This window comes from Rhizobium phaseoli, assembly GCF_001664385.1.
In the GTDB taxonomy this organism is placed as follows: domain Bacteria; phylum Pseudomonadota; class Alphaproteobacteria; order Rhizobiales; family Rhizobiaceae; genus Rhizobium; species Rhizobium phaseoli.
Genome location: NZ_CP013532.1, coordinates 4,040,001 through 4,062,481, shown reverse-complemented (window position 1 = coordinate 4,062,481; position 22,481 = coordinate 4,040,001). Strand labels below are relative to the sequence as shown.

The window sequence follows — 22,481 nt, the reverse complement described above, 5'->3', positions numbered from 1 at the left end:
TCGTCCCCGAAGTCTTGACAGAGCAGGGTTAAGAAACGGTTCCGGAACGGCCCTGGCCGCGGGCCTGGAATTGCAGCTGCCCGGCGTTGCCGCAGAAAAGAAAATGCCGCCCGAAGGCGGCATTTTCAGAGTTGTCGTATTGGCCTCAGACCTGTTCGAAGGCCCCGTGGCAGTGCTTGTATTTCTTGCCGGAGCCGCAGGGGCAGGCCTCGTTGCGACCGATCTTGCCCCAGGTCGTGGGATCCTCGGGATTGCGGTTCTCGGGCGCGACGATCACTTCGGAGGCCTGGTAGATCGGAGCGAAATCGTCCTCGCCCGTCATTGGGTCCAGATGATGGGCCTGCATCAGCGGCGGCTCGGGTTCGGCCGGCGCCTGCTGCACCAGTTCGACGCGCATCAGCTGGGCGGTGACGGCCTCGCGCAGATTGTTGAGGAGGCCGGTGAAGAGTTCGAAAGCTTCAGACTTGTATTCCTGCAACGGATCGCGCTGGGCGTAACCGCGGAAGCCGATGACCGAGCGCAGGTGATCGAGGTTGACGATATGCTCGCGCCAGAGATGATCGAGCGTCTGCATGACGATCGAGCGCTCGACATAATGCATGATGTCGTCGCCGAAACGCTCGGCCTTCTCAGTAAAGGCGGCATTGGCGGCTTCCGTCAGGCGCTCGCGAATATCGTCCTCGCCGATGCCTTCCTCCTTGAACCAATCCTCGATCGGCAGATCGAGATTGAGGATATTGGTGACGCCGGTCTTCAGGCCGACGGCATCCCATTGTTCGGCATAGGCGCGTTCGGGGATATGCTTTTCGACCAGATCCTCGATCACCTCACGGCGCATGTCAGAGACGGTCTCGGAAATATTGGTCGATTCCATCAGTTCGAGGCGCTGCTCGAAGATGACCTTGCGCTGATCGTTAAGAACGTCGTCATACTTCAAGAGGTTCTTGCGGATGTCGAAGTTGCGGGCTTCGACCTTCTTCTGCGCGCGCTCCAGCGCCTTGTTGATCCAGGGATGGACGATCGCCTCGCCCTCCTTGAGTCCGAGCTTGGTCAGCATGCTGTCCATGCGGTCGGAGCCGAAGATGCGCATCAGGTCATCCTGAAGCGACAGGTAAAATTTCGAGCGGCCGGGGTCGCCCTGACGGCCGGAGCGGCCGCGCAGCTGGTTGTCGATGCGGCGGCTTTCATGGCGTTCGGTGGCGATGACATAGAGGCCGCCGGCAGTAAGCGCCTTCTGCTTGAGTTCCTTGATCTCTTCGACGATCGCCTGAATCCGGGCTTCACGCTCCGGACCGGCTTCAATCTCGCCGAGTTCGCGCTCGATCCGCATCTCCAGGTTGCCGCCGAGCTGGATGTCGGTGCCGCGGCCGGCCATGTTGGTGGCGATCGTCACGGCGCCCGGCACGCCGGCCTGGGCGACGATGTAGGCTTCCTGCTCGTGGTAGCGGGCGTTCAGCACCTGAAAGTCGTTGAAGCCCTGCTTGCGCAGGCGCTCGGCAAGCAGTTCCGACTTCTCGATCGAGGTCGTACCGACGAGCACCGGCTGGCCGCGCTTATGGGCGTCGAGGATTTCCTCGATGATCGCCTTGAACTTCTCGTCGAAGGTCCGGTAGACCTCGTCGTCCTCGTCGATGCGCTTGATCGGCAGGTTGGTCGGAACCTCGATGACGTCGAGATTGTAGATATTGCCGAATTCTTCCGCTTCCGTCTGCGCCGTGCCGGTCATCCCGGCGAGCTTGTCATACATGCGGAAGTAATTCTGGAAGGTGATCGAGGCCAGCGTCTGGTTTTCCGGCTGGATCTGCACCTTTTCCTTGGCTTCGAGCGCCTGGTGCTGGCCTTCCGAATAGCGCCGGCCCGGCATCATGCGGCCGGTGAACTCATCGATGATGACGACTTCGCCGTTGCGGACGATATAGTCCTTGTCGCGCTGGAAGAGCTTGTGGGCCTTCAGCGCATTGTTGATGTGATGGACGATCGCGACGTTCTCGATGTCGTAGAGCGCGTTGCCCTTCAGGAGACCGGCCTGGCGCAGCATGTTCTCCAGCTTCTCGGTGCCTTCCTCGGAGAAGTTGGCGGAGCGCTGCTTCTCGTCGATTTCGTAATCGCTGGGGACGAGCAGCGGAATGAAGGCATCGATCGTATTGTAGAGTTCCGAGCGGTCGTCGAGCGGGCCGGAAATGATCAGCGGCGTGCGCGCCTCGTCGACGAGGATCGAGTCCACTTCGTCGACGATCGCGAAATTATGGCCGCGCTGAACCATCTGGTTCTTCTCGTACTTCATGTTATCGCGCAGATAATCGAAGCCGAGTTCGTTGTTGGTGGCGTAGGTGATGTCGCAGGCATAGGCCGCGCGGCGCTCCTCGTCGGAGAGGCCATGGACGATGACGCCTGTGGTCATGCCGAGGAAGCCGTAGACGCGGCCCATGGTCGCCGCATCGCGCTGGGCAAGATAGTCATTGACGGTGACGACGTGCACGCCCTTGCCGGAAAGCGCGTTCAGATAGACCGGCAGGGTGGCGACGAGAGTCTTGCCTTCGCCGGTCTTCATCTCGGCGATCGCATTCGAGTGCAGGATCATGCCGCCGATCAGCTGTACGTCAAAAGGTCGCAGGCCGAGAACGCGGCGCGAAGCCTCGCGCACGACGGCAAAGGCGGGAATCAGGATGTCGTCGAGCGTCTTGCCTTCGGCCAGAAGAGCACGGAACTCCGCGGTCTTTGCCGCCAGCTGCTCGTCCGTCAGGGCCTTCGTCTTCTCTTCGATGGAGTTGATCGCGGTGACGTTCGGCTGGAAGGACCGCACGCGGCGATCATTGGACGACCCAAATAACTTGCGGGCTATACCGCCAAAGCTGACCATGTGACTGGTCCTTTCTCAATATTCATCCGCGACGTTTCTTGTCCGCGGCCCAGCCGAAAATCAGGCGCACGCCTTGAAACGCCCGGAAACTGTTCTGGACGCGAGGTTGCGTGACAGATAAGAGGGGGGTCGAATGATGTCAACGGATTTGGCGGATACAGAAAGGCCACAATCCGGTGTTGATGGCTATTTTGAGCTGGAATAGGCGATGCTGACGCCGGCGATGTAACTGTGAAGGGTTATTTGATGTTGAGCACCAATAAATTCGCCCTGCTGGCGTTTGCAACTTTCGTTGCATTCCAGGCTCCGGCCCATGCAGAGGACGCCGTCGTCGCCAAGGTCGGCAATCTGGAAATCCACCAGTCGGAACTCGATCTTGCCGTCGCCAATCTCGATCCGCAGCTGGCCCAGCTTCCTGACGACCAGAAGAAGGTCGCAGCCCTGTCCGCCGCCATCGACGTGAAGCTGCTTGCCGCCGACGCCATCGCCGAGAAGCTCGACCAGACCGACGAATTCAAGAAGCGCATGCAGTATCTTTCCGATCGCGAGCTGCACAACGCCTATTTCAAGAAGCATGTCGTCGACACCGTGACGCCTGACGAAGTCAAGGCGCGCTACGACAAGGAAGTCGCAGCCCTGCCGAAGCAGGAGGAAGTCCATGCTCGCCATATCCTCGTCAAGACCGAGGACGAAGCCAAGGAGATCATCAAGCAGCTCGACGCCGGCAAGGATTTCGCCGAACTCGCCAAGGAAAAATCCACCGATCCGAACAAGTCGGAAGGCGGCGATCTCGGCTATTTCTCGCGCGGCCGCATGGTCAAGGAATTCGAGGACGCAGCTTTCGCGCTCGAGAAGGGCGCCTATTCCAAGACGCCGGTGAAGACCGACTTCGGCTATCATGTCATCAAGGTGGAGGACAAGCGCGACGCGCCGCCGCCACCTTTCGATCAGGTGCAGGATCAGGTTCGTCAGCTCGTCATGCGCGACAAGTATCTTGCGCTTCTGAACCAGGCCAAGACGTCCGCCAAGATCGAGATCTCGGACGAGACGCTGCGCAAGGGTTATGATCAGGCCAACAAGCAGCCGGAACCGGGCAGTGAGCCCGCCCAGCCGGCGCCGCAGCAGTAATATTCGCATCGGGCCCGGTTCTTCCGGGCCCTTCACTATCTTCCATTGGCAGGTTTCATCATGTCCGGTTCTGTTTCTCCGCTTGCTCCGAAATCCTTCGTTGCCATGCCTGCTCTGCGCGGCGTGCGCATCGCGACGGCTTCCGCCGGTATCAAGTATAAGAACCGTACCGACGTGCTGATGATGGTCTTCGACAAGCCGGCCGCCGTCGCGGGTGTCTTCACCCGCTCCAAATGCCCGTCGGCGCCGGTCGATTTCTGCCGCGCCAACCTGCCCCACGGCAGTGCCCGGGCCGTCGTCGTCAATTCCGGCAATGCCAATGCCTTTACCGGCATCAAGGGCCGCCAGGCGACCGCGCTGACGGCGAAATCGGCCGCGGCCGCCGTCGGCTGCGGCGAGAACGAGGTCTACCTGGCCTCGACCGGCGTCATCGGCGAACCGCTCGACGCCACCAAATTCTCAGGTGTCCTGGACCGGATGCAGGCGGAGGCCACCGGCGACTTCTGGTTTGAGGCCGCCAAGGCGATCATGACGACCGACACCTATCCGAAAGTGTCAACCCGCAGCGCCGAGATCGGCGGGGTTGCCGTGACGATCAACGGCATTGCCAAGGGCGCGGGCATGATTGCGCCCGACATGGCGACGATGCTCTCCTTCGTCGTGACCGATGCGGACATCGCCCCGGCCACGCTGCAGGCGCTGCTATCCGATGGCGTCGGCCCGACCTTCAATTCCATGACCGTCGACAGCGACACCTCCACCTCCGACACGCTGATGCTGTTTGCGACGGGTGCCGCGGCCGAAGACGGCCAGGCCCGCATCGAACGCGCCGATGATCCGCGCCTTGCCGCCTTCCGGGCCGCTCTCAACGAAGTGCTGAAGGATCTGTCGCTGCAAGTGGTGCGCGACGGCGAGGGCGCCACCAAGATGCTCGAAATCACCGTGACCGGCGCCGAGAGCGATGCCGCCGCCAAGCGTATCGCGCTGTCGATCGCCAATTCGCCGCTGGTCAAGACGGCGGCTGCCGGCGAAGACGCCAATTGGGGCCGGATCGTCATGGCTGTCGGCAAATCAGGCGAGATGGCCGACCGCGACCGACTCGCCATCTGGTTCGGCGACGTCAGAGTCGCCGTCAACGGTGAGCGCGACCCCGACTATTCCGAGCAAGCCGCCTCGAACGTGATGAAGGCGCAGGATATCCCCGTCAAAGTCGATATCGGCCTCGGCACCGGTTCGGCAACCGTCTGGACCTGCGACCTCACCAAGGAATATGTTGCGATCAATGGCGACTACCGGAGCTGATCGTTCGTTGGAGCAGGCATCTATTTCTTCGCAGAATTTGCCGCTGGTCCGCAGGCTGGAGGCTGTCGGTTTTCGCGCCTGGCCGGCGGCATCCGTGCAATATGACGGCAGTTGGCAGGTCCGGTTGACGGCCGGCCACCCGTCCAACCGGCTGAATTCCATCGTGCCGCTCGATCCGTCGGACCATCGCGACGTCGAGATCCGCCTGGAAAAGGCGAGCCGCAAGTTCGAAGCCTATGGCCGCGCCGCCGTCGTCCGGCAGACGCCGCTCGCTTCGCCTGTCTTGATCGAGCTTCTCAGCGCGCAGAACTGGACGCGGTTCGACGAAACGGTGGTGATGACCTGTGATCTCACCGAGGCTGCGCTGCCGGATACGCTCGATCACCTGCCGACCCACGACGTCGGCCGTTTCGTCGATGCCAACCTTGCCGTCGATGGAGCGCCTTTGACGCTGAAGCCGGCACTTGCGGAAATCATTTCCGCGATCAAGCCGCCGTCGGGCCTCTTCATGATTGAAAATGCGGTGGACGGCCCGCTTGCGACCGTGCTCTGCGTCCAGGACAACGATCTTGCCGGCATCATGTCGCTCTCGGTCTGCGAACCGCGGCGACGCGAAGGACTAGGCACCGAAATCCTGACTTCGGCGCTGCGCTGGGCACGCATGCGCAGCGCCCGATCGGCCTGGCTGCAGGTCAAGATTTCCAACCGCCCGGCGATCGCACTTTACGAGCGCCTCGGTTTTCGCGACGCCTATCATTATTGTTATTGGCAGCGGGAGCCGCGATGAGCGAGCCTCTCATACAGTGCAATGGCCGGAAGATATTGCTGGTCGCCGCCTGTGCGCTGATCGATGCCGACGGGCGTATTCTATTGGCACAGCGTCCCGAGGGAAAATCGCTTGCCGGGCTTTGGGAGTTTCCCGGCGGCAAGGTCGAGCCCGGCGAGACCCCGGAGGAAACACTGGTGCGCGAGCTCGAGGAAGAGCTCGGCATCAAGACGAAGATCGCCTGCCTCGCGCCGCTGACTTTCGCCAGCCATTCCTACGAGACGTTCCACCTGTTGATGCCGCTTTATATCTGCCGGCGCTATGAGGGCATTGCCCAGGGCCGCGAGGGGCAGGCCTTGAAATGGGTGCGTGCGCAGGCGCTTCGGGACTACCCGATGCCGCCGGCCGACGAGCCGCTCATCCCGATGCTGCAGGATTTACTTTAGAGTGCGTCTTGTTGAACTTAATGCGCGCGACGCGCTTTGAATTCTTATTTCATTACATGTCGTTCTCCAGGAACTGCTGCGCCCTTCCAGTCGACATGTATTAGCGTTAGCTGATTATTATTGTCCCATGCCGTTTTCGGCTGTGGATATTAATGGATCGTTTAACACCTTCTGCCAAAGATCGGCCTCAATCAAGCATCTGACGTGCGTATTTAAAAGGCTTGACCTCATGGACGATGATTTCTGGAAAGCTGTCCGGGAAAAGGAACGGGCTTCGTCTGCCTCGCGCAGGACGGGTGCGCTCAATATCGCCCTTCTCTTTGGCACGGCGGTGGTCGCCCTGACACTGATCCTGACGCCGATGCTTGCCGATTCCTCGAAGAAAAGCGTCTTTGCCAGCGCGCCGGTGGATTTCGACACGATCACCACAGGATCGATCCCGAAGAACGAAGGCGGCAAGCGCTATACGATTCGCCGCAGCGTCCTGCAGGAGACGCCCGGCTCGGTCTGCGTCGTCGAGGGATACGGCGTCGGCGCCGGTTGCTGAAAATGCCGGCCATCGCCCGATGGCCTGTATTAGTTATTGCAGTCGATTCACGCAAAGGTTGGGGTAATGCGTCTTTTGAAAGCATTTTTTGCGGACGACACGGGTGCAACGGCGGTCGAATACGGGCTGATCGCCGCCGTCATCTGCACGGCGCTGGTCTCGGGTCTCGGCTTTTTTACCGGCAGCCTGCAGAACGTCTTCAGCGTTGTCAGCAACAATATCACCGTCAATTAAACAGACGGCCGTCTACTTTCGGCGGGTTGCAGCATGAAGCGTTGCACAAACCGTTGAGATCATCCGCTATTGCCTGAGCTTATGCTCGTCCACTTTCAGCGCATCGGCAAGGCGTGCCTTGGCCGAGCCCGGCTGGAGCGGCTTCTGCTGGCTCTCGTGAGCCGCCCATCCGGAGACATAGATGATCGAAAAGGTCGCGCGAATGCGTCCGTCGGGATCGGAATAGCGCTCGGCATAGATCTCTGCTGCGCGCAGGAAGAAGGCGCGGGTCAGGGGCATGCGGCCGCGGGCTGCGAGCGGATTGCTCATGCCCATGGCCCGGAGATCGCGCATCAGCGGAAACAGTGAATCATATCGTACCGTATAGGTCTCAGCGTCGATCACCGGCAGGGTAAAGCCGGCACGCTGCATGAGACTGCCGACATCGCGCACATCGGCAAAGGGGATGACGCGCGGGCTGGCGCCGCCGGTCATTTCGACCTCGGCGGTCAAGAGGGCGTCGCGCAGTTCCTGCAGCGTGCCGGCGCCGGGGATGGCCGCCAGGAACAGACCGTCCGGTTTCAGGGCGCGGCGAATCTGGATGAAAACACCCGGTGTGTCATTGGTCAGGTGCAGACTGAGCGGCGCCAGAATGAGGTTGGCCGATTGCGGATCGAGAGGCACGTCCTCGAGCGGCGCTTCGATAAAGCTTTCGCTTGAGGCCGCATAGGCCTTCTCGCTCTCGACGCGGATCATCGTGCCGATCTTACCCGTCGCCATTGCCGCGCGGGCCGCCGCACCTGTCGTGCCATGCAATTCGACGGCGGTTTCGAAGCGCCGTTCGACGACCGCCAGCCTCTCGGCCATTTCCTCTGCCGCGATGTCCAGCAGGAAGGCGGCTTTCGGGTCGTTGTTGACAAGCGCGCGATGGCGATGCGCGGCGATCAGGGCTCTGTCGAAGATCATTTCCATGGCGATGTCCTTACTGCATAATTCCTGATATCGGAATCGATTTCAGGGATTGCAGCTACTCAAAGCGTTGCAGCTTCCTTGCGCGTCTTTTCAGACGCGCGCCGCCGCGGTCCGGCATCGCCGCAAGGCGATTTTCCTTTCGAAGAGAACCGGCTAATCTCAGCGGCATGGGACCGATTGATTTCGAAAGACCGGCGGAGTTCCTGCGGACGCAGCTCCTGCGGCCGTTTTCGGCACTTGCCGATTTTCTCTATCCGCCGGCCTGTTCGGTCTGCGGCGTTTCCACCGGCGGCCATCGCGGGCTCTGCGCGAAATGCTGGGCTGGCATCCGCTTCATCGAACGGCCCTATTGCGAGGTGCTCGGCATTCCCTTCTCGCACGATCTCGGCGCCGGCATTGTCAGCGCCGAGGCAATCGCCAATCCGCCGCCTTTCGACCGGCTGCGGTCCGCGGCGACCCACGACCACGCCGTCCGCGACCTCGTGCATGGGCTTAAATATCGCGATCGCACCGATCTGGCGCCGATGATGGCCGGATGGATGTTGCGCGCTTCCGATGGGACGGTCGAAAGCTGCGATGCGCTGATTCCGGTGCCGCTGCACCGCACCCGCATGCTGACCCGCAAGTTCAACCAGGCTGCCGAGCTTGCCCGCCATATGGCAAGGCTTTCCGGTAAACCGCTGCTTGCCGCCACCCTTGTGCGCGTCAAGCGCACCAGCCAGCAGGTCGGCCTCGGCGCCAAGGCGCGCGAGGACAACGTCAGAGGCGCTTTCGCGATCGCCAAGGGTCGTGAAAACGACATTTTCGGCAAGCGCATCGTCCTTATCGACGACGTTTATACGACAGGGGCGACGGTTGCCGCCGCAAGCCGGACGCTGCGCAAGGCGGGCGCGGCCGAGATCACGGTTTTGACCTTTGCAAGGGCTCTCTCCGAGCCTATATGACAGAAATACCCGGCATCCGTCTGGAGATATCATGGTACCCGTCACGATCTATACACGGCAGTTCTGCGGCTATTGCAGCCGCGCCAAGTCCCTTCTTGAAGAAAAGGGCGTCGACTACGTCGAGCACGACGCGACCTATTCCCCGGACCTTCGCCAGGAGATGATCGGCAAATCGAACGGGCGGACCACCTTCCCGCAGATCTTTATCGGCGCCGAACATGTCGGCGGCTGCGATGATCTCTTTGCGCTCGACCGTGCCGGCAAGCTTGATCCGATGCTGGCGGCGTGAGGACGAATCGATGAGTTTCAAGGCTGCCGCCATCCAGATGTGCTCCGGGGTCGATCCGGTCAAGAATGCCGCCGCCATGGCAAGGCTGGTGCGCGAGGCTGCCGCCAAGGGCGCGACCTATGTGCAGACTCCCGAGATGACCGGCATCCTGCAGCGCGACCGGGCCGCGGCGCGCGCCGTGCTCGCGGACGAGGCGCATGACGTCATCGTCAAGACCGGCTCCGAGCTTGCCAGGGAGTTCGGCATTCACATGCATGTCGGCTCGACTGCGATCGCGCTTTCCGACGGCAAGATCGCCAATCGCGGTTTCCTGTTCGGTCCCGACGGCAGAATTCTCAATCGCTATGACAAGATTCATATGTTCGACGTCGACCTCGACAATGGCGAAAGCTGGCGTGAAAGTGCGGCCTATACGGCGGGCTCGGAGGCGCGCGTCCTGTCGCTGCCTTTTGCCGAAATGGGTTTCGCGATCTGCTACGACGTGCGCTTTCCCGCGCTTTTCCGAGCTCAGGCCGTTGCCGGCGCCGAGGTGATGACGGTTCCGTCCTCCTTCGCCCGGCAGACGGGGGAAGCGCATTGGGAGATACTGCTGCGCGCACGCGCGATCGAGAACGGTGTCTTCGTCATCGCCGCGGCGCAGGCCGGCCGGCACGAGGACGGGCGCGAGACCTTCGGCCATTCGATGATCATCGATCCCTGGGGCACGGTACTGGCCTCCGCCGGCGCCACTGGAGAGGCGGTCATCCTCGCTGAGATCGATCCCGGCGCGGTAAAGGCTGCGCATGACAAGATCCCGAACCTGAGGAACGGCCGGGAATTCTCGGTCGAGAAGATTGTGGGGGCAGTCGCAGGAGGCGTCGCCGCTTGATCCGCTATTCCCTCACCTGCGACAATGCCCATGAATTCGAAGGTTGGTTTTCGGAAAGCGCCGACTTCGACCGTCAGGTCGCGACCGGTTTCCTGACCTGCCCGGTCTGCCATTCCGCCGCAGTCTCCAAGCTTCTGATGGCGCCGTCGGTTTCGACGGCGCGCAAGAAGGACGAGAGGCAGACGCTGGCAATGGATGCGATGCGGCAGGAGGCCCTGCAAAAACTGAAAGAGGCCGTCGCCGCCGTTAAAGCCAATTCCGAGGATGTCGGTACAAAGTTCCCAGAGGAGGCCCGCAAGATCCATTATGGCGAAGCGGATGCCCGCGGCATCATCGGCCAGGCGACGCTCGACGAGGCGCAAGCGCTGGTGGAAGAAGGCATAGAGATCGCGGCTATTCCGGTTCTGCCGGAGGATGTGCACTGATAGTCAGCCGTTGCGGTTTGGCTGCGAAACGTAGCCGGCTTATGAGTGCGAAATCAAGCCGGCCGCTTCCCCAGCAGCATGTAGTTCACGTCCATATCTCTCGATAGGTTCCACTGGTTCGACAGCGGGTTGAAGAAGACGCCGGTGCGGTCGGTTATCTCGAGGCCGCTTGCGGCAAGCGGCTTTTCCAGTTCTTCCGGACGCACCAGCTTTTCATATTGATGGGTGCCGCGCGGCAGCCAGCGCAGGATGTTCTCGGCGGCGAAGATGGCAAGGGCTGCCGCCTTCATCGTGCGATTGATGGTGGCAACGAAGATGAGGCCGCCAGGGCGAACCATCTTCGCGCAGGTCGTCATGAAGAACTCGACGTCGGCGACGTGTTCGACCACTTCCATGTTCAGAACGATATCGAAGGTCTCGCCGGCCTCGGCGAGCTCCTCGGCGGTGACGGCGCGATAGTCGACCGGGACGCCGGAGGCTTTCGCATGGGTCGAGGCGATGCCGATATTCTTGTCGGAGGGGTCGGCACCGACGACGGAGGCGCCCATGCGGGCGACCGGTTCGGACAACAGGCCGCCGCCGCAGCCGATATCCAGGACGCGCAGACCCTCGAGCGGACGAGGGCTTTTCTGATCGCGGCCGAAATTCGCGCAGGCCTTGTCTCTTATATAGGCGAGGCGGACGGGATTGAACTTGTGCAGCGGTTTGAACTTGCCGGTCGGGCTCCACCATTCCGCCGCCATCGCCGAGAAGCGGTCCACTTCACCCTGGTCGATCGTGCTTCTGGCGCCTTCCGTCATCGTCCACTCCTTCGTTCGTCAGATGTGAAGTCGGATGATCGGCAGCATAAGTCAAGGGGCGCGGACCAGGGGGCCGGCAGGCGTGGAGCAGCCCGGCAACTGCTTTTATCGCACGCGCTTGCCTCCCCTGGCCAAACTCGCTAAGAGACGCCGCAACTTGGGGCCTTACAGGCCTGGGCTTTTAGAGCGGTTCCAGAAATTGTAACTCGGCTCTTTCGCCAAGCGGTCCGCCCCAGAGCTTTCGTGATGCCGGGTGCGGGTTTCCGTTTTCCGGCGCCAGTCGTGGTAGAGGCATATGGCACGCATCGTAATGAAATTCGGCGGCACGTCCGTCGCTGACCTGGACCGCATCAAGAACGTTGCCCGCCACGTGAAACGCGAAGTCGATGCCGGCCACGAGGTGGCCGTGGTGGTTTCGGCTATGTCCGGCAAGACCAATGAGCTGGTCGGCTGGGTGCAGGGCACGCCGAAGGTGATCGGCGCCAACTCTCCGTTTTACGATGCGCGGGAATATGACGCAGTCGTCGCCTCCGGCGAGCAGGTAACCTCGGGGCTGCTGGCGATCGCGCTGCAGGCGATGGATATCAATGCGCGCTCCTGGCAGGGATGGCAGATCCCGATCCGCACCGACAACGCCCATGGCGCGGCGCGCATCCTCGATATCGATGGTTCCGACATCATAAAGCGCATGGGCGAGGGGCAGGTTGCCGTCATCGCCGGTTTCCAGGGATTGGGACCCGACAACCGCATCGCGACACTCGGACGCGGCGGATCGGATACATCGGCTGTGGCCATCGCGGCCGCTGTCAAAGCCGATCGCTGCGATATCTATACCGATGTCGACGGCGTCTACACGACCGATCCGCGCATCGTGCCGCAGGCGCGCAGGCTGAAGAAGATCGCTTTCGAAGAAATGCTCGAGATGGCCTCGCTCGGCGCCAAGGTGCTGCAGGTGCGCTCGGTCGAGCTTGCCATGGTGCACAAGGTGCGTACCTTCGTGCGCTCGTCTTTCGAAGATCCCGATGCTCCGGGCATGGGCGATCTGTTGAACCCGCCCGGAACGCTGATTTGTGACGAGGATGAAATCGTGGAACAGGAAGTAGTCACCGGCATCGCCTATGCCAAGGATGAGGCTCAGATCTCGCTTCGCCGTCTTGCCGACCGGCCGGGCGTCTCCGCTGCGATCTTCGGGCCGCTTGCCGAATCTCATATCAATGTCGACATGATCGTCCAGAATATCTCCGAGGACGGATCGAAGACCGATATGACCTTCACCGTGCCGTCGGGCGACGTCGAGAAGGCGATCAAGGTGCTCGGCGACCATAAGGAGAAGATCGGCTACGACGTCGTGCAAAACGAATCGGGGCTGGTGAAAGTCTCGGTCATCGGCATCGGCATGCGCAGCCATGCCGGCGTGGCAGCGACCGCGTTTCGCGCACTTGCCGAAAAAGGCATCAACATCAAGGCGATCACCACCTCCGAGATCAAGATTTCCATCCTGATTGACGGTCCCTATGCAGAACTCGCTGTCAGGACTTTGCATTCCTGCTACGGTCTGGATAAGAATTGATTCCCAGCGGGCGGCCTGCCCCTTCAGGTTGAGGAGACGAAGGCAGGCCGGCCGGGACAGAGTGCGTTGTTTCGGGAGCTTGAGACGCCATGAGAGACCTTTCCGGCGGTCCGCGCGTGCTGCTCAGGCGGCTGCGCGAGTTGATGGCAGAGCCGCTGGAGCCGCAGGATCGTCTTGACCGGATCGTCCGACAGATTGCCAGCAACATGGTGGCGGAAGTCTGCTCCGTCTATGTGCTGCGCGCCGACGGTGTGCTCGAACTCTACGCGACCGAAGGTCTCAACCGCGAGGCGGTGCACCTGGCGCAGCTGAAGATGGGGCAGGGCCTCGTCGGCACGATCGCCGCCTCGGCGCAGCCGCTCAACCTTTCCGACGCGCAGTCGCATCCGGCCTTCCGCTACCTGCCGGAGACGGGCGAAGAAATCTACCATTCCTTCCTCGGCGTGCCGATCTTGAGGACCGGGCGCTCACTGGGTGTTCTCGTCGTGCAGAACAAGGCGAGCCGCAACTATCGCGACGAGGAGGTGGAAGCGCTCGAAACGACGGCGATGGTGCTTGCCGAGATGATCGCCACCGGCGAGCTCAAGAAGATCACCAAGCCGGGCCTCGAACTCGACCTGACGCGTTCGGTGACGATTGATGGCGACACCTATAATGACGGCATCGGCCTCGGTTATGTCGTCTTGCACGAGCCGCGCATCGTCGTCACCAACCTGCTGAACGAGGATGCCGAGAAGGAAATCCGCCGGCTGGCGGAGGCCATGGGGTCGCTCAGGATCTCGATCGACGACATGCTGTCGCGCCGCGACGTCTCGATGGAAGGCGAGCATCGCGAAGTGCTCGAAACCTACCGGATGTTTGCGCATGACCAGGGCTGGGTGCGCAAGCTCGAGGAGGCGATTCGCAACGGCCTGACAGCGGAAGCGGCGGTCGAGAAGGTGCAGAGCGACACCAAGGCGCGGATGATGCGGTTGACCGACCCTTATCTGCGCGAACGCATGCATGATTTCGAAGATCTGGCGAACCGGCTGCTCCGACAGCTGACGGGTTATACCGGCCGGACGACGGCCGAAGGTTTTCCCAACGACGCGATCATTCTGGCGCGCGCCATGGGGGCGGCGGAACTGCTCGATTATCCGCGCGCCAATGTGCGCGGGCTGGTGCTGGAAGAAGGGGCGGTGACGAGCCATGTGGTGATCGTCGCGCGCGCCATGGGCATTCCAGTCATTGGCCAGGCGGCGGGCGTGGTGGCGCTCGCCGAGAACGGCGATGCCGTGATTATCGACGCCGACGAGGGGCATGTGCATCTGCGGCCGATGGCCGATCATCGCCGTTCCTATGAGGAAAAGGTGCGCTTCCGCGCCAGGCGGCAGGAACAGTTCCGGGCGCTCCGGGCCATCGAGCCGGTCACCAAGGACGGCCAGCGGATTTCGCTGATGATGAATGCCGGGCTTCTGGTCGATCTGCCGCAGCTGTCGGAATCGGGTGCAGAGGGCATCGGTCTCTTCCGCACCGAGCTGCAATTCATGATCGCCTCCACCATGCCGAAGGCGGATGAGCAGGAGCAATTCTACCGCAATGTGATCAAACAGGCGGCAGGCCGCGTTGTAACCTTCCGCACGCTCGATATCGGCGGCGACAAGGTCGTGCCCTATTTCCGTGGCCACGAGGAAGAAAACCCCGCACTCGGTTGGCGCGCCATCCGGCTGTCGCTCGACCGGCCGGGGTTGCTGCGCACCCAGCTGCGCGCCCTGCTGAAGGCGTCGGCCGACACCGAGCTGAAGCTGATGGTGCCGATGGTGACCGAGGTATCCGAGCTGAGGATGGTGCGCGAGCTCCTGCAGAAGGAAGTGCAGCATCTGTCGCGCTTTGGCCACGGGCTGCCGCGCAAGCTGCAATTCGGCGCGATGCTCGAGGTGCCGGCGCTGCTGTGGCAGCTCGACGAGCTGATGGCGGCGGTCGATTTCGTTTCGGTCGGTTCGAACGACCTCTTCCAGTTCGCGATGGCCGTCGACCGCGGCAATGCGCGCGTGTCGGACCGCTTCGATCCGCTGGGCAAACCGTTTTTGCGCATCCTGCGCGACATCGTGCGCGGCGCCGATCGGAACAAGACGCCGGTAACGCTTTGCGGCGAACTGGCCGGCAAGCCGCTTTCGGCAATGGCGCTGCTCGGCATCGGTTTCCGCTCGATTTCGATGTCGCCGGCCTCGATCGGGCCGGTGAAAGCGATGCTGCTCGGGCTCGATGTCGACGCGCTGGCGAAGGCGATGAATGAAGTGCTGGATGACAACAGCGCCACGGTGCCGATGCGCGAGGTGCTTGCCCGCTTCGCCGAGAGCCACAATATTCCCCTTTAGGCATACATTAAGAAGAATCGGAGTGAAGGGTGGCGAAGCTTCCCGTTGAAAAGATGCGCGAGCTGGAACGCCGTTTCGACGAGATCGAAGCGCGCATGTCGGCAGGCCCGGCCGCCGACGTCTACGTGAAGCTTGCATCCGAATATTCCGAGCTGCAGCCTGTCGTCACGAAGATCCGCGCCTACGAGAAGGCGGTCGCCGAGCTTGCCGATCTCGACACACTGCTCGAAGACAAGGCGGTGGATCGCGAGATGCGCGATCTTGCCGAACTCGAACTGCCCGAGGTGAAGGAGCGGATCGAGGCGCTGGAACAGGAAATGCAGATCCTGCTTCTGCCGAAGGATGCGGCGGACGAAAAAAGCGCGATCCTGGAAATCCGCGCCGGCACCGGCGGCTCGGAAGCAGCCCTTTTTGCCGGCGATCTCTTCCGCATGTATGAGCGCTTCGCAGCCGAAAAGGGCTGGAAGGTCGAGGTGCTCTCGGCAAGCGAGGGCGAAGCCGGCGGCTACAAGGAAATTATCGCGACGATCACCGGGCGCGGCGTCTTTGCCAAGCTGAAATTCGAATCCGGCGTCCACCGCGTGCAGCGTGTGCCGGAAACCGAAGCTGGCGGGCGCATCCATACCTCGGCCGCGACGGTGGCGGTGCTACCGGAGGCAGAGGAGATCGACATCGAAATCCGGCCGGAAGATATCCGCATCGACACAATGCGCTCCTCGGGTGCTGGCGGCCAGCACGTCAATACGACGGACTCGGCGGTGCGCATCACCCACCTGCCGAGCGGCATCGTCGTCACCAGCTCTGAGAAATCGCAGCACCAGAACCGCGCCAAGGCGATGCAGGTGCTGCGTTCCAGGCTCTACGATGCCGAGCGGCAACGGGCCGACAGCGAACGTTCGGCCGATCGCAAGAGCCAGGTCGGCTCCGGAGATCGCTCGGAACGTATCCGCACCTATAATTTTCCGCAGGGACGCGTGACGGACCATCGCATCAATCTGACGCTCTATAAGCTCGACCGGATGATGGAGGGTGAGATCGAGGAGGTCGTCGATGCGCTGATGGCCGATTATCAGGCAAGCCAGCTGGCGCAGCTCGGCGAGCAGCTATGAGCGCAACGGTCGCCGATATGCTTGCCGAAGCGCGCCGCCGCTTCACGGAGGCAGGCATCGCCGATCCGGCAACCGATGCGCGGCTGCTTGTCGCAGGGATCTTGAAGCAGTCGTCAACCGAGTTGTTGACGCGATCGGCCGAGAAACTTTCTCCTGACCAGATCGCGATGATTTCCAAGGCGCTCGAGCGCCGGCTCGGCCATGAGCCGGTGCATCGCATTCTCGGCGAGCGGGAATTTTACGGTTTGCCGCTTCAGCTCTCGGCGGAAACGCTGGAGCCACGCCCGGATACGGAAATCCTCGTCGATACGGTGCTTGCCTATCTCAAGGACCTTGCAAAGGCGCATGGCGATCTCCATATTCTTGATATCGGAACCGGGACCGGGGCGATATGCCTTGCGCTTTTGAGCGAATGTCCTGAGGCGTCAGGTATCGGCAGCGACATATCGGCGGATGCCCTTGGAACGGCAAGATCAAACGCAGAAAGACACGGATTGCAGGATCGCTTTCATGCCGTACAGTCGAGTTGGTTCGAGAACATCCGGGGCTCCTTTCACGCGATTGTCTCAAATCCGCCCTATATTGCCTCCAATGTCATTCACGATCTCGCTCCCGAAGTGACGAAATTTGATCCGGTTGCGGCTCTGGATGGCGGCCCGGATGGGCTTGACGCCTACCATGCGATAGCCAAGGATGCGGCAAGGTTCATGAGGCCCGATGGGGTTCTCGGACTGGAAATCGGCTATGATCAGCGAAATGATGTGACGGCGATCTTCGAAGCGAAAGGCTTCAGGTGCCTCAAATCCGTGAAAGATTATGGTCAGAACGACAGGGCGCTCATGTTCGCGCTCGCGTAAAAGGCGATAATTCCGGCATTGGACGGGACATTATTGTTATTGCGAAGAAAAGGCTTGGATTTCCCAGGGAAGCAATATAGGTTGCGGACACGTGTTGGGCAGATAGGAATGAACGAGATTCGTTCGGTACTTGGTTTGCCTCGGGGGTCCGCTCTTTTAAACGAGAGTTTCAACGGTTGAACACGACCCAACGCGTGAATCAGTCAAACTGACTTGAGAACCAAGCGGCAGGTCGGCGCAGAGGCGCAGTATGCTCGCGGCACAAAGGTCCTGACCCGGTTTTCCGGTCATGGCGGTTGGTGCCATGTATCCATCACAAACAGAAAATTCAGGTGAACGATCTATGAGGCCAGGACAGCAAAACAAGCGCGGTCGAGGGCGTGGTAACAACAATAACAATGGCGGCGGTGGAAATAACAATAACAACAATTTCAACCGCAAGGGCGGCAATCCGCTGACCCGGACCTATGACAGCTCCGGCCCCGACGTGAAAATTCGCGGCACTGCCCAGCATATTGCCGAGAAATACGCGCAGCTTGCCCGTGACGCCCAGAGCTCCGGCGACCGCGTGATGGCCGAGAACTATCTTCAGCACGCCGAACACTACAATCGGATCATCGCCAGCGCCCAGGCGCAGATGCAGGAGCGTTTCCAGCGCGACGATCGCGGCGAATACAATGACCGCGACGCGGCGGATCGCGACAGTGACGATATTGATGCCAACGATAATGACGGCGATGATGTCGTCGTCGTCCAGCCGCCGCAGAGCCGGCAGCACCAGCCGCAGGCACAGCCGCAGCCGGCTCCCGCTGCGGCACCTCAGCCCGAGGTCATCGATGGAACCGGCCCGCAGCCGGAGATCGAAGGCATTCCTGCCGAGGTCGCGATGGATGAGGAAGGTTCCGCCGGCCAGCCGCGTGAACGCCAGCCCCGCCGCCGCAGCGCCGGCAACCGTCCCCGTCGCCCGCGGCGTGGCGCAGAAGGCGATGCAGCCTCGGAAGGCGAGGGCGCTTCCGCCGAGGCGCCTGTTCTGGCGGACGCCACATCGGAGTGAGGGATCTCGCCTCTCCTTCGGGAAGAGGCGGGACGTTCACATGATCTGCCCGGATTTGCTTAAAAATCCCCGGCCCAGTGCCGGGGATTTTCATTTTGCGGGCTCTTTAAACTCCTGAAACAGGCTACCATATTCTCCTCGAACTGCTTCGCCCAAATCAAATGGGCCAAGCGCGGCCTGCCTTTTCAGGGGGTCGATCTCAATCATCGGTCTGCGCCTCGTGAGGGCAGGGCGATCCATGGAGGTGGAGTATGAATATCGAGAAATATTCGGAGCGGGTGCGCGGTTTCATCCAGTCGGCGCAGACCTATGCGCTGGCGCAGGGCCATCAGCAATTTTCGCCCGAGCATATCCTCAAAGTCCTGCTCGATGACGATCAGGGCATGGCGGCGTCGCTGATCGAGCGCGCCGGCGGTGATGCCAAGGCTGCTCGCCTTGCCAATGACGCGGCACTCGCCAAGTTGCCGAAGATCTCCGGCGGCAACGGCAATATCTATCTGGCGCAGCCGCTTGCCAAGGTGCTTTCGACTGCCGAAGAGGCGGCGAAGAAGGCCGGCGACAGTTTCGTCACCGTTGAACGCCTTCTGCAGGCGCTGGCGATCGAATCCTCGGCCTCGACCTATTCGACGCTGAAGAATGCCGGCGTCACAGCCCAGGGGCTCAACCAGGTCATCAACGATATCCGCAAGGGTCGGACGGCCGATTCCTCCAACGCCGAGCAGGGCTTCGATTCCCTGAAGAAATTTGCGCGTGATCTGACCGGTGAGGCCCGCGAGGGCAAGCTCGATCCGGTGATCGGCCGCGACGACGAAATCCGCCGCACCATCCAGGTCCTGTCGCGGCGCACCAAGAACAATCCGGTGCTGATCGGCGAGCCGGGCGTCGGCAAGACGGCGATCGTCGAAGGTTTGGCGCTGCGCATCGTCAATGGCGACGTGCCGGAATCGCTCAAGGACAAGAAGCTGATGGCGCTCGACATGGGCGCGCTGATTGCCGGTGCGAAATATCGCGGTGAATTCGAAGAGCGGCTGAAGGCCGTGCTCAACGAAGTGCAGGCGGAAAACGGCGAGATCATCCTGTTCATCGACGAGATGCACACGCTGGTCGGCGCCGGCAAGGCCGATGGGGCGATGGATGCTTCCAACCTTCTCAAGCCCGCGCTTGCCCGCGGCGAGCTGCATTGCGTTGGTGCGACCACGCTCGACGAATATCGCAAACATGTCGAGAAAGATCCGGCGCTTGCCCGCCGCTTCCAGCCCGTGGTTGTCGACGAGCCGACGGTCGAAGATACGATCTCGATCCTGCGCGGCCTCAAGGAAAAATACGAGCAGCATCACAAGGTGCGCATCGCCGATGCGGCGCTTGTCGCCGCCGCGACGCTGTCCAATCGCTACATCACCGACCGTTTCCTGCCCGACAAGGCGATCGATCTGATGGATGAGGCGGCAGCGCGGCTGCGCATGCAGGTGGATTCCAAGCCGGAGGAGCTCGACGAGCTCGACCGCCGCATCATCCAGCTGAAGATCGAGCGCGAGGCGCTGAAGAAGGAAACCGACGTCGCGTCCGCCGACCGGCTGAAGCGGCTGGAGACCGAACTGACCACTCTTGAAGAGGAAGCCGATGCGCTGACGGCCCGCTGGCAGGCGGAAAAGCAGAAGCTCGGCCTTGCCGCCGATCTCAAGAAGCAGCTTGACGACGCCCGCAACGAGCTGGCGATTGCCCAGCGCAAGGGTGAATTCCAGCGTGCCGGCGAGCTGACCTATGGTGTCATTCCGGACCTCGAAAAGCAGCTGGTCGACGCCGAAAAGCAGGATGGCGAACGCGGCGCGATGGTTCAGGAGGTGGTGATCCCCGACAATATCGCCCACGTCGTTTCCCGCTGGACCGGCATCCCCGTCGACAAGATGCTGGAGGGTGAACGCGACAAGCTGCTTCGGATGGAAGACGAGCTCGCGAAATCGGTGATCGGCCAGGGCGATGCGGTTCAGGCCGTGTCGCGCGCGGTCCGCCGCGCCCGCGCCGGCCTGCAGGATCCGAACCGCCCGATCGGCTCGTTCATTTTCCTCGGCCCGACCGGCGTCGGCAAGACGGAGCTCACCAAGGCGCTCGCCCGCTTCCTGTTCGATGACGAAACCGCAATGGTGCGCATGGATATGTCGGAATACATGGAGAAACACTCCGTTGCCCGGCTGATTGGCGCGCCTCCCGGCTATGTCGGTTATGACGAAGGTGGAGCGCTGACGGAGGCGGTCCGCCGCAGACCTTATCAGGTCGTGCTGTTCGACGAGATCGAGAAGGCGCATCCAGACGTCTTCAACATCCTGCTGCAGGTGCTAGACGATGGCCGTCTCACCGACGGCCAGGGCCGGACGGTCGATTTCCGCAACACGATGGTCATCATGACCTCGAACCTCGGCGCCGAATATCTGACGCAGCTTAAGGACGGTGACGACAGCGACACGGTTCGCGAACAGGTTATGGAGGTCGTGCGCGGGCATTTCCGGCCGGAGTTCCTGAACCGTATCGACGAGATCATCCTCTTCCATCGCTTGAAGCGCGAGGAGATGGGCGCGATCGTCGATATCCAGCTGAAGCGGCTTGTGGCCCTGCTGTCGGAGCGCAAGATAGTCATCGATCTCGATGAGGAAGCCCGCCACTGGCTGGCGAACAAGGGGTATGACCCGGTCTACGGCGCACGGCCGCTGAAGCGGGTGATCCAGAAGTTCGTGCAAGATCCGCTGGCCGAGCAGATTCTGTCCGGTCAGGTGCCGGATGGATCGACGGTCAAAGTGACAAACGGGTCGGATCGGCTGCAGTTCCGGACCCGGCAGACGGTCAGCGAAGCGGCATAGCCTGAGCCGCCGGATGAATGAGAGATGGCGGCCTTGGCCGCCATTTTTTCTGGGCCGAGACGCCCCGGCAGTTCGTCAGCCTGGCGGCCGCCACGGCGATTACTTGCTCGCCACCTGATCCGGTGTCTGGTTGTTCAGCAGCGTATCGATGCGCTTGCGCTCATCCTCGAACTTTGCCAGTGCCTCGCCCTGCAAGGATTTGCCGCCCGGCAGGCGAATGCGCAGGGGGTCGACCTTAGTGCCGTTGACGATCAGTTCGTAATGCAGATGCGGGCCGGTGGATTCGCCCGTCGTGCCGACCCAGCCGATCACCTGGCCCTGGCGAATCTTAGCGCCGGGCACGACGCCCTTGGCGATGGCGCTTTGGTGATTGTAGGAGGATTCATAACCGTTCGCATGGCGAATGATCGTCTGGTTGCCATAGCCACCGGAATCCCACCCAGCCTTCTCGACCGTACCGTTACCGGCAGCGATGATCGCCGTGCCGCGGGGTGCGGCCCAATCGACGCCGGTATGCATGCGGGCGAAACCGAGGATCGGGTGCCGGCGCATGCCGAAGCCGGATTTGAAGATGCCGTTCGGAACCGGGTTGCGCAGCAGGAACTGGCGGATGCTCTTGCCGTTCTCATCGAAATAATCGACCGTGCCGTCCTCGGGATCCTGGAAACGATAGAAGCGGGTCTGCGTATCGCCGAAGCGGGCGTTGACGTAGAGCAGTTCGGAATCCTCGGTCGCCTGACCAGCACTGTCGGCGACGGAGAAGAAGGCCTCGAGCGTATCCGTCGGTCGCAGCTGCGCCTGGAAATCGACATTGCTGGCGAGCAGCTTGATGATCAGCGCGGTCATATCCTTGGTCATGCCGTAGGAAAGGGCAGCGCGAAAGATGCCGTCATAAACGCGCGGCAAGTTCTGCCCGGGCGCCGGGGCGAAGGTATTGTCATCGAAGGCCGTGGCGATGGCATCCAGCATCGGCGGCTCGCTGCCGGGCACATATTTGCCCTTGTCGTCGACGGCCACGGTGACCAGATGGCGGGTGCCGCGATAGACGCTCGCCCGGATGATCTTTGCCTGTTCACCCTTCTGGATGATGCCGATACGCAGCACGTCGCCTTTTTCCAGGTC

20 protein-coding genes (1 of these 20 only partly in view) are annotated in these 22,481 nt (G+C 61.6%); 16 read left to right on the top strand and 4 right to left on the bottom strand.

Going from position 1 to position 22,481, the window contains the following annotated elements; translation table 11 throughout:
- Positions 1-145: 145 nt before the first annotated feature.
- Positions 146-2,860, bottom strand: coding sequence for a preprotein translocase subunit SecA (gene secA, locus AMC88_RS19450; RefSeq protein ID WP_016736484.1), 2,715 nt, complete (start codon positions 2,858-2,860; stop codon positions 146-148).
- A gap of 246 nt (positions 2,861-3,106) precedes the next feature.
- Between secA and AMC88_RS19445 the strand changes: the two genes are divergently transcribed.
- The 6 genes from AMC88_RS19445 to AMC88_RS19420 all read left to right on the top strand — a co-directional run bounded on the left by AMC88_RS19445 (position 3,107) and on the right by AMC88_RS19420 (position 7,283).
- Positions 3,107-3,988: a peptidylprolyl isomerase gene (locus AMC88_RS19445; RefSeq protein ID WP_004671783.1), complete on the top strand. Its 882-nt coding sequence runs from the start codon at positions 3,107-3,109 to the stop codon at positions 3,986-3,988.
- A gap of 60 nt (positions 3,989-4,048) precedes the next feature.
- A complete protein-coding gene (argJ, locus tag AMC88_RS19440) occupies positions 4,049-5,290 on the top strand; it encodes a bifunctional glutamate N-acetyltransferase/amino-acid acetyltransferase ArgJ (protein ID WP_012485368.1) in 1,242 nt (413 codons plus the stop codon).
- Positions 5,271-6,077: a GNAT family N-acetyltransferase gene (locus AMC88_RS19435; protein ID WP_016736486.1), complete on the top strand. Its 807-nt coding sequence runs from the start codon at positions 5,271-5,273 to the stop codon at positions 6,075-6,077. Before argJ ends, AMC88_RS19435 begins: the two co-directional genes overlap by 20 nt.
- A complete protein-coding gene (mutT, locus tag AMC88_RS19430; RefSeq protein WP_012485366.1) occupies positions 6,074-6,502 on the top strand; it encodes an 8-oxo-dGTP diphosphatase MutT in 429 nt (142 codons plus the stop codon). The genes AMC88_RS19435 and mutT overlap by 4 nt, the downstream gene beginning before the upstream one ends.
- Positions 6,503-6,731: 229 nt before the next feature.
- The gene (locus AMC88_RS19425; protein WP_004671792.1) at positions 6,732-7,049 is read left to right on the top strand and encodes a hypothetical protein; all 318 of its coding nucleotides are present in this window, start codon (positions 6,732-6,734) and stop codon (positions 7,047-7,049) included.
- Between the two features lie 66 nt (positions 7,050-7,115).
- On the top strand, positions 7,116-7,283 hold the full coding sequence (locus AMC88_RS19420; protein ID WP_012485365.1) for a Flp family type IVb pilin: 168 nt from the start codon (positions 7,116-7,118) through the stop codon (positions 7,281-7,283).
- A gap of 66 nt (positions 7,284-7,349) precedes the next feature.
- Here the strand turns inward: AMC88_RS19420 and AMC88_RS19415 are convergent, their stop codons facing one another.
- The gene (locus tag AMC88_RS19415) at positions 7,350-8,234 is read right to left on the bottom strand and encodes a methyltransferase domain-containing protein (protein ID WP_012485364.1); all 885 of its coding nucleotides are present in this window, start codon (positions 8,232-8,234) and stop codon (positions 7,350-7,352) included.
- Between the two features lie 167 nt (positions 8,235-8,401).
- Between AMC88_RS19415 and AMC88_RS19410 the strand changes: the two genes are divergently transcribed.
- From AMC88_RS19410 to AMC88_RS19395, 4 genes are read left to right on the top strand one after another with little or no spacing between them, the layout of a single operon-like run.
- Entirely contained in the window at positions 8,402-9,178 is a 777-nt protein-coding gene (locus AMC88_RS19410; protein WP_012485363.1) for a ComF family protein, read from the top strand.
- Between the two features lie 31 nt (positions 9,179-9,209).
- Complete coding sequence (gene grxC, locus AMC88_RS19405) at positions 9,210-9,467, top strand: glutaredoxin 3 (RefSeq protein ID WP_010002303.1); 258 nt, start codon at positions 9,210-9,212, stop codon at positions 9,465-9,467.
- A 10-nt stretch (positions 9,468-9,477) separates the two neighbouring features.
- A complete protein-coding gene (locus AMC88_RS19400; protein ID WP_012485362.1) occupies positions 9,478-10,335 on the top strand; it encodes a carbon-nitrogen hydrolase family protein in 858 nt (285 codons plus the stop codon).
- Entirely contained in the window at positions 10,332-10,760 is a 429-nt protein-coding gene (locus tag AMC88_RS19395; protein WP_012485361.1) for a DUF1178 family protein, read from the top strand. Before AMC88_RS19400 ends, AMC88_RS19395 begins: the two co-directional genes overlap by 4 nt.
- A gap of 53 nt (positions 10,761-10,813) precedes the next feature.
- Here AMC88_RS19395 and ubiG read toward each other — a convergent pair whose 3' ends face one another.
- Positions 10,814-11,560 (bottom strand): bifunctional 2-polyprenyl-6-hydroxyphenol methylase/3-demethylubiquinol 3-O-methyltransferase UbiG, encoded by a 747-nt coding sequence (gene ubiG, locus AMC88_RS19390; protein ID WP_012485360.1) that lies wholly within the window; start codon positions 11,558-11,560, stop codon positions 10,814-10,816.
- 295 nt (positions 11,561-11,855) lie between these two features.
- On the opposite strand from ubiG, the gene AMC88_RS19385 reads away from it, so the two are divergent.
- From AMC88_RS19385 to clpB, 6 genes are all read left to right on the top strand, one after another.
- Entirely contained in the window at positions 11,856-13,130 is a 1,275-nt protein-coding gene (locus AMC88_RS19385) for an aspartate kinase (RefSeq protein ID WP_004671807.1), read from the top strand.
- A gap of 89 nt (positions 13,131-13,219) precedes the next feature.
- The gene (gene ptsP / locus AMC88_RS19380) at positions 13,220-15,487 is read left to right on the top strand and encodes a phosphoenolpyruvate--protein phosphotransferase (protein ID WP_004671809.1); all 2,268 of its coding nucleotides are present in this window, start codon (positions 13,220-13,222) and stop codon (positions 15,485-15,487) included.
- A gap of 29 nt (positions 15,488-15,516) precedes the next feature.
- Positions 15,517-16,596, top strand: coding sequence for a peptide chain release factor 1 (gene prfA, locus AMC88_RS19375; protein ID WP_037114101.1), 1,080 nt, complete (start codon positions 15,517-15,519; stop codon positions 16,594-16,596).
- Complete coding sequence (gene prmC, locus AMC88_RS19370) at positions 16,593-17,453, top strand: peptide chain release factor N(5)-glutamine methyltransferase (RefSeq protein WP_064825678.1); 861 nt, start codon at positions 16,593-16,595, stop codon at positions 17,451-17,453. Before prfA ends, prmC begins: the two co-directional genes overlap by 4 nt.
- A gap of 343 nt (positions 17,454-17,796) precedes the next feature.
- On the top strand, positions 17,797-18,507 hold the full coding sequence (locus tag AMC88_RS19365; RefSeq protein ID WP_012485357.1) for a DUF4167 domain-containing protein: 711 nt from the start codon (positions 17,797-17,799) through the stop codon (positions 18,505-18,507).
- A 251-nt stretch (positions 18,508-18,758) separates the two neighbouring features.
- Positions 18,759-21,359, top strand: coding sequence for an ATP-dependent chaperone ClpB (gene clpB, locus AMC88_RS19360; RefSeq protein ID WP_004671816.1), 2,601 nt, complete (start codon positions 18,759-18,761; stop codon positions 21,357-21,359).
- Positions 21,360-21,458: 99 nt separating this feature from the next.
- Here the strand turns inward: clpB and AMC88_RS19355 are convergent, their stop codons facing one another.
- Positions 21,459-22,481, bottom strand: the 3' portion of a protein-coding gene (locus AMC88_RS19355; RefSeq protein WP_064825677.1) for a M23 family metallopeptidase. It continues 918 nt past the right edge of the window; the window shows 1,023 of its 1,941 coding nt (coding positions 919-1,941); its start codon lies off the right edge, out of view; the stop codon is at positions 21,459-21,461.

What these genes read in the sequence shown, in the direction of transcription:
- secA (WP_016736484.1), bottom strand. Translation starts at nt 2,860, where the DNA reads ATGGTCAGCTTTGGCGGTATAGCCCGCAAGTTATTTGGGTCGTCCAAT.
- AMC88_RS19435 (WP_016736486.1), top strand. Translation starts at nt 5,271, where the DNA reads ATGGCGACTACCGGAGCTGATCGTTCGTTGGAGCAGGCATCTATTTCT.
- mutT (WP_012485366.1), top strand. Translation starts at nt 6,074, where the DNA reads ATGAGCGAGCCTCTCATACAGTGCAATGGCCGGAAGATATTGCTGGTC.
- AMC88_RS19445 (WP_004671783.1), top strand. Translation starts at nt 3,107, where the DNA reads ATGTTGAGCACCAATAAATTCGCCCTGCTGGCGTTTGCAACTTTCGTT.
- AMC88_RS19420 (WP_012485365.1), top strand. Translation starts at nt 7,116, where the DNA reads ATGCGTCTTTTGAAAGCATTTTTTGCGGACGACACGGGTGCAACGGCG.
- grxC (WP_010002303.1), top strand. Translation starts at nt 9,210, where the DNA reads ATGGTACCCGTCACGATCTATACACGGCAGTTCTGCGGCTATTGCAGC.
- argJ (WP_012485368.1), top strand. Translation starts at nt 4,049, where the DNA reads ATGTCCGGTTCTGTTTCTCCGCTTGCTCCGAAATCCTTCGTTGCCATG.
- AMC88_RS19410 (WP_012485363.1), top strand. Translation starts at nt 8,402, where the DNA reads ATGGGACCGATTGATTTCGAAAGACCGGCGGAGTTCCTGCGGACGCAG.
- AMC88_RS19385 (WP_004671807.1), top strand. Translation starts at nt 11,856, where the DNA reads ATGGCACGCATCGTAATGAAATTCGGCGGCACGTCCGTCGCTGACCTG.
- AMC88_RS19415 (WP_012485364.1), bottom strand. Translation starts at nt 8,234, where the DNA reads ATGGAAATGATCTTCGACAGAGCCCTGATCGCCGCGCATCGCCATCGC.
- clpB (WP_004671816.1), top strand. Translation starts at nt 18,759, where the DNA reads ATGAATATCGAGAAATATTCGGAGCGGGTGCGCGGTTTCATCCAGTCG.
- AMC88_RS19365 (WP_012485357.1), top strand. Translation starts at nt 17,797, where the DNA reads ATGAGGCCAGGACAGCAAAACAAGCGCGGTCGAGGGCGTGGTAACAAC.
- prmC (WP_064825678.1), top strand. Translation starts at nt 16,593, where the DNA reads ATGAGCGCAACGGTCGCCGATATGCTTGCCGAAGCGCGCCGCCGCTTC.
- ptsP (WP_004671809.1), top strand. Translation starts at nt 13,220, where the DNA reads ATGAGAGACCTTTCCGGCGGTCCGCGCGTGCTGCTCAGGCGGCTGCGC.
- AMC88_RS19425 (WP_004671792.1), top strand. Translation starts at nt 6,732, where the DNA reads ATGGACGATGATTTCTGGAAAGCTGTCCGGGAAAAGGAACGGGCTTCG.
- ubiG (WP_012485360.1), bottom strand. Translation starts at nt 11,560, where the DNA reads ATGACGGAAGGCGCCAGAAGCACGATCGACCAGGGTGAAGTGGACCGC.
- AMC88_RS19400 (WP_012485362.1), top strand. Translation starts at nt 9,478, where the DNA reads ATGAGTTTCAAGGCTGCCGCCATCCAGATGTGCTCCGGGGTCGATCCG.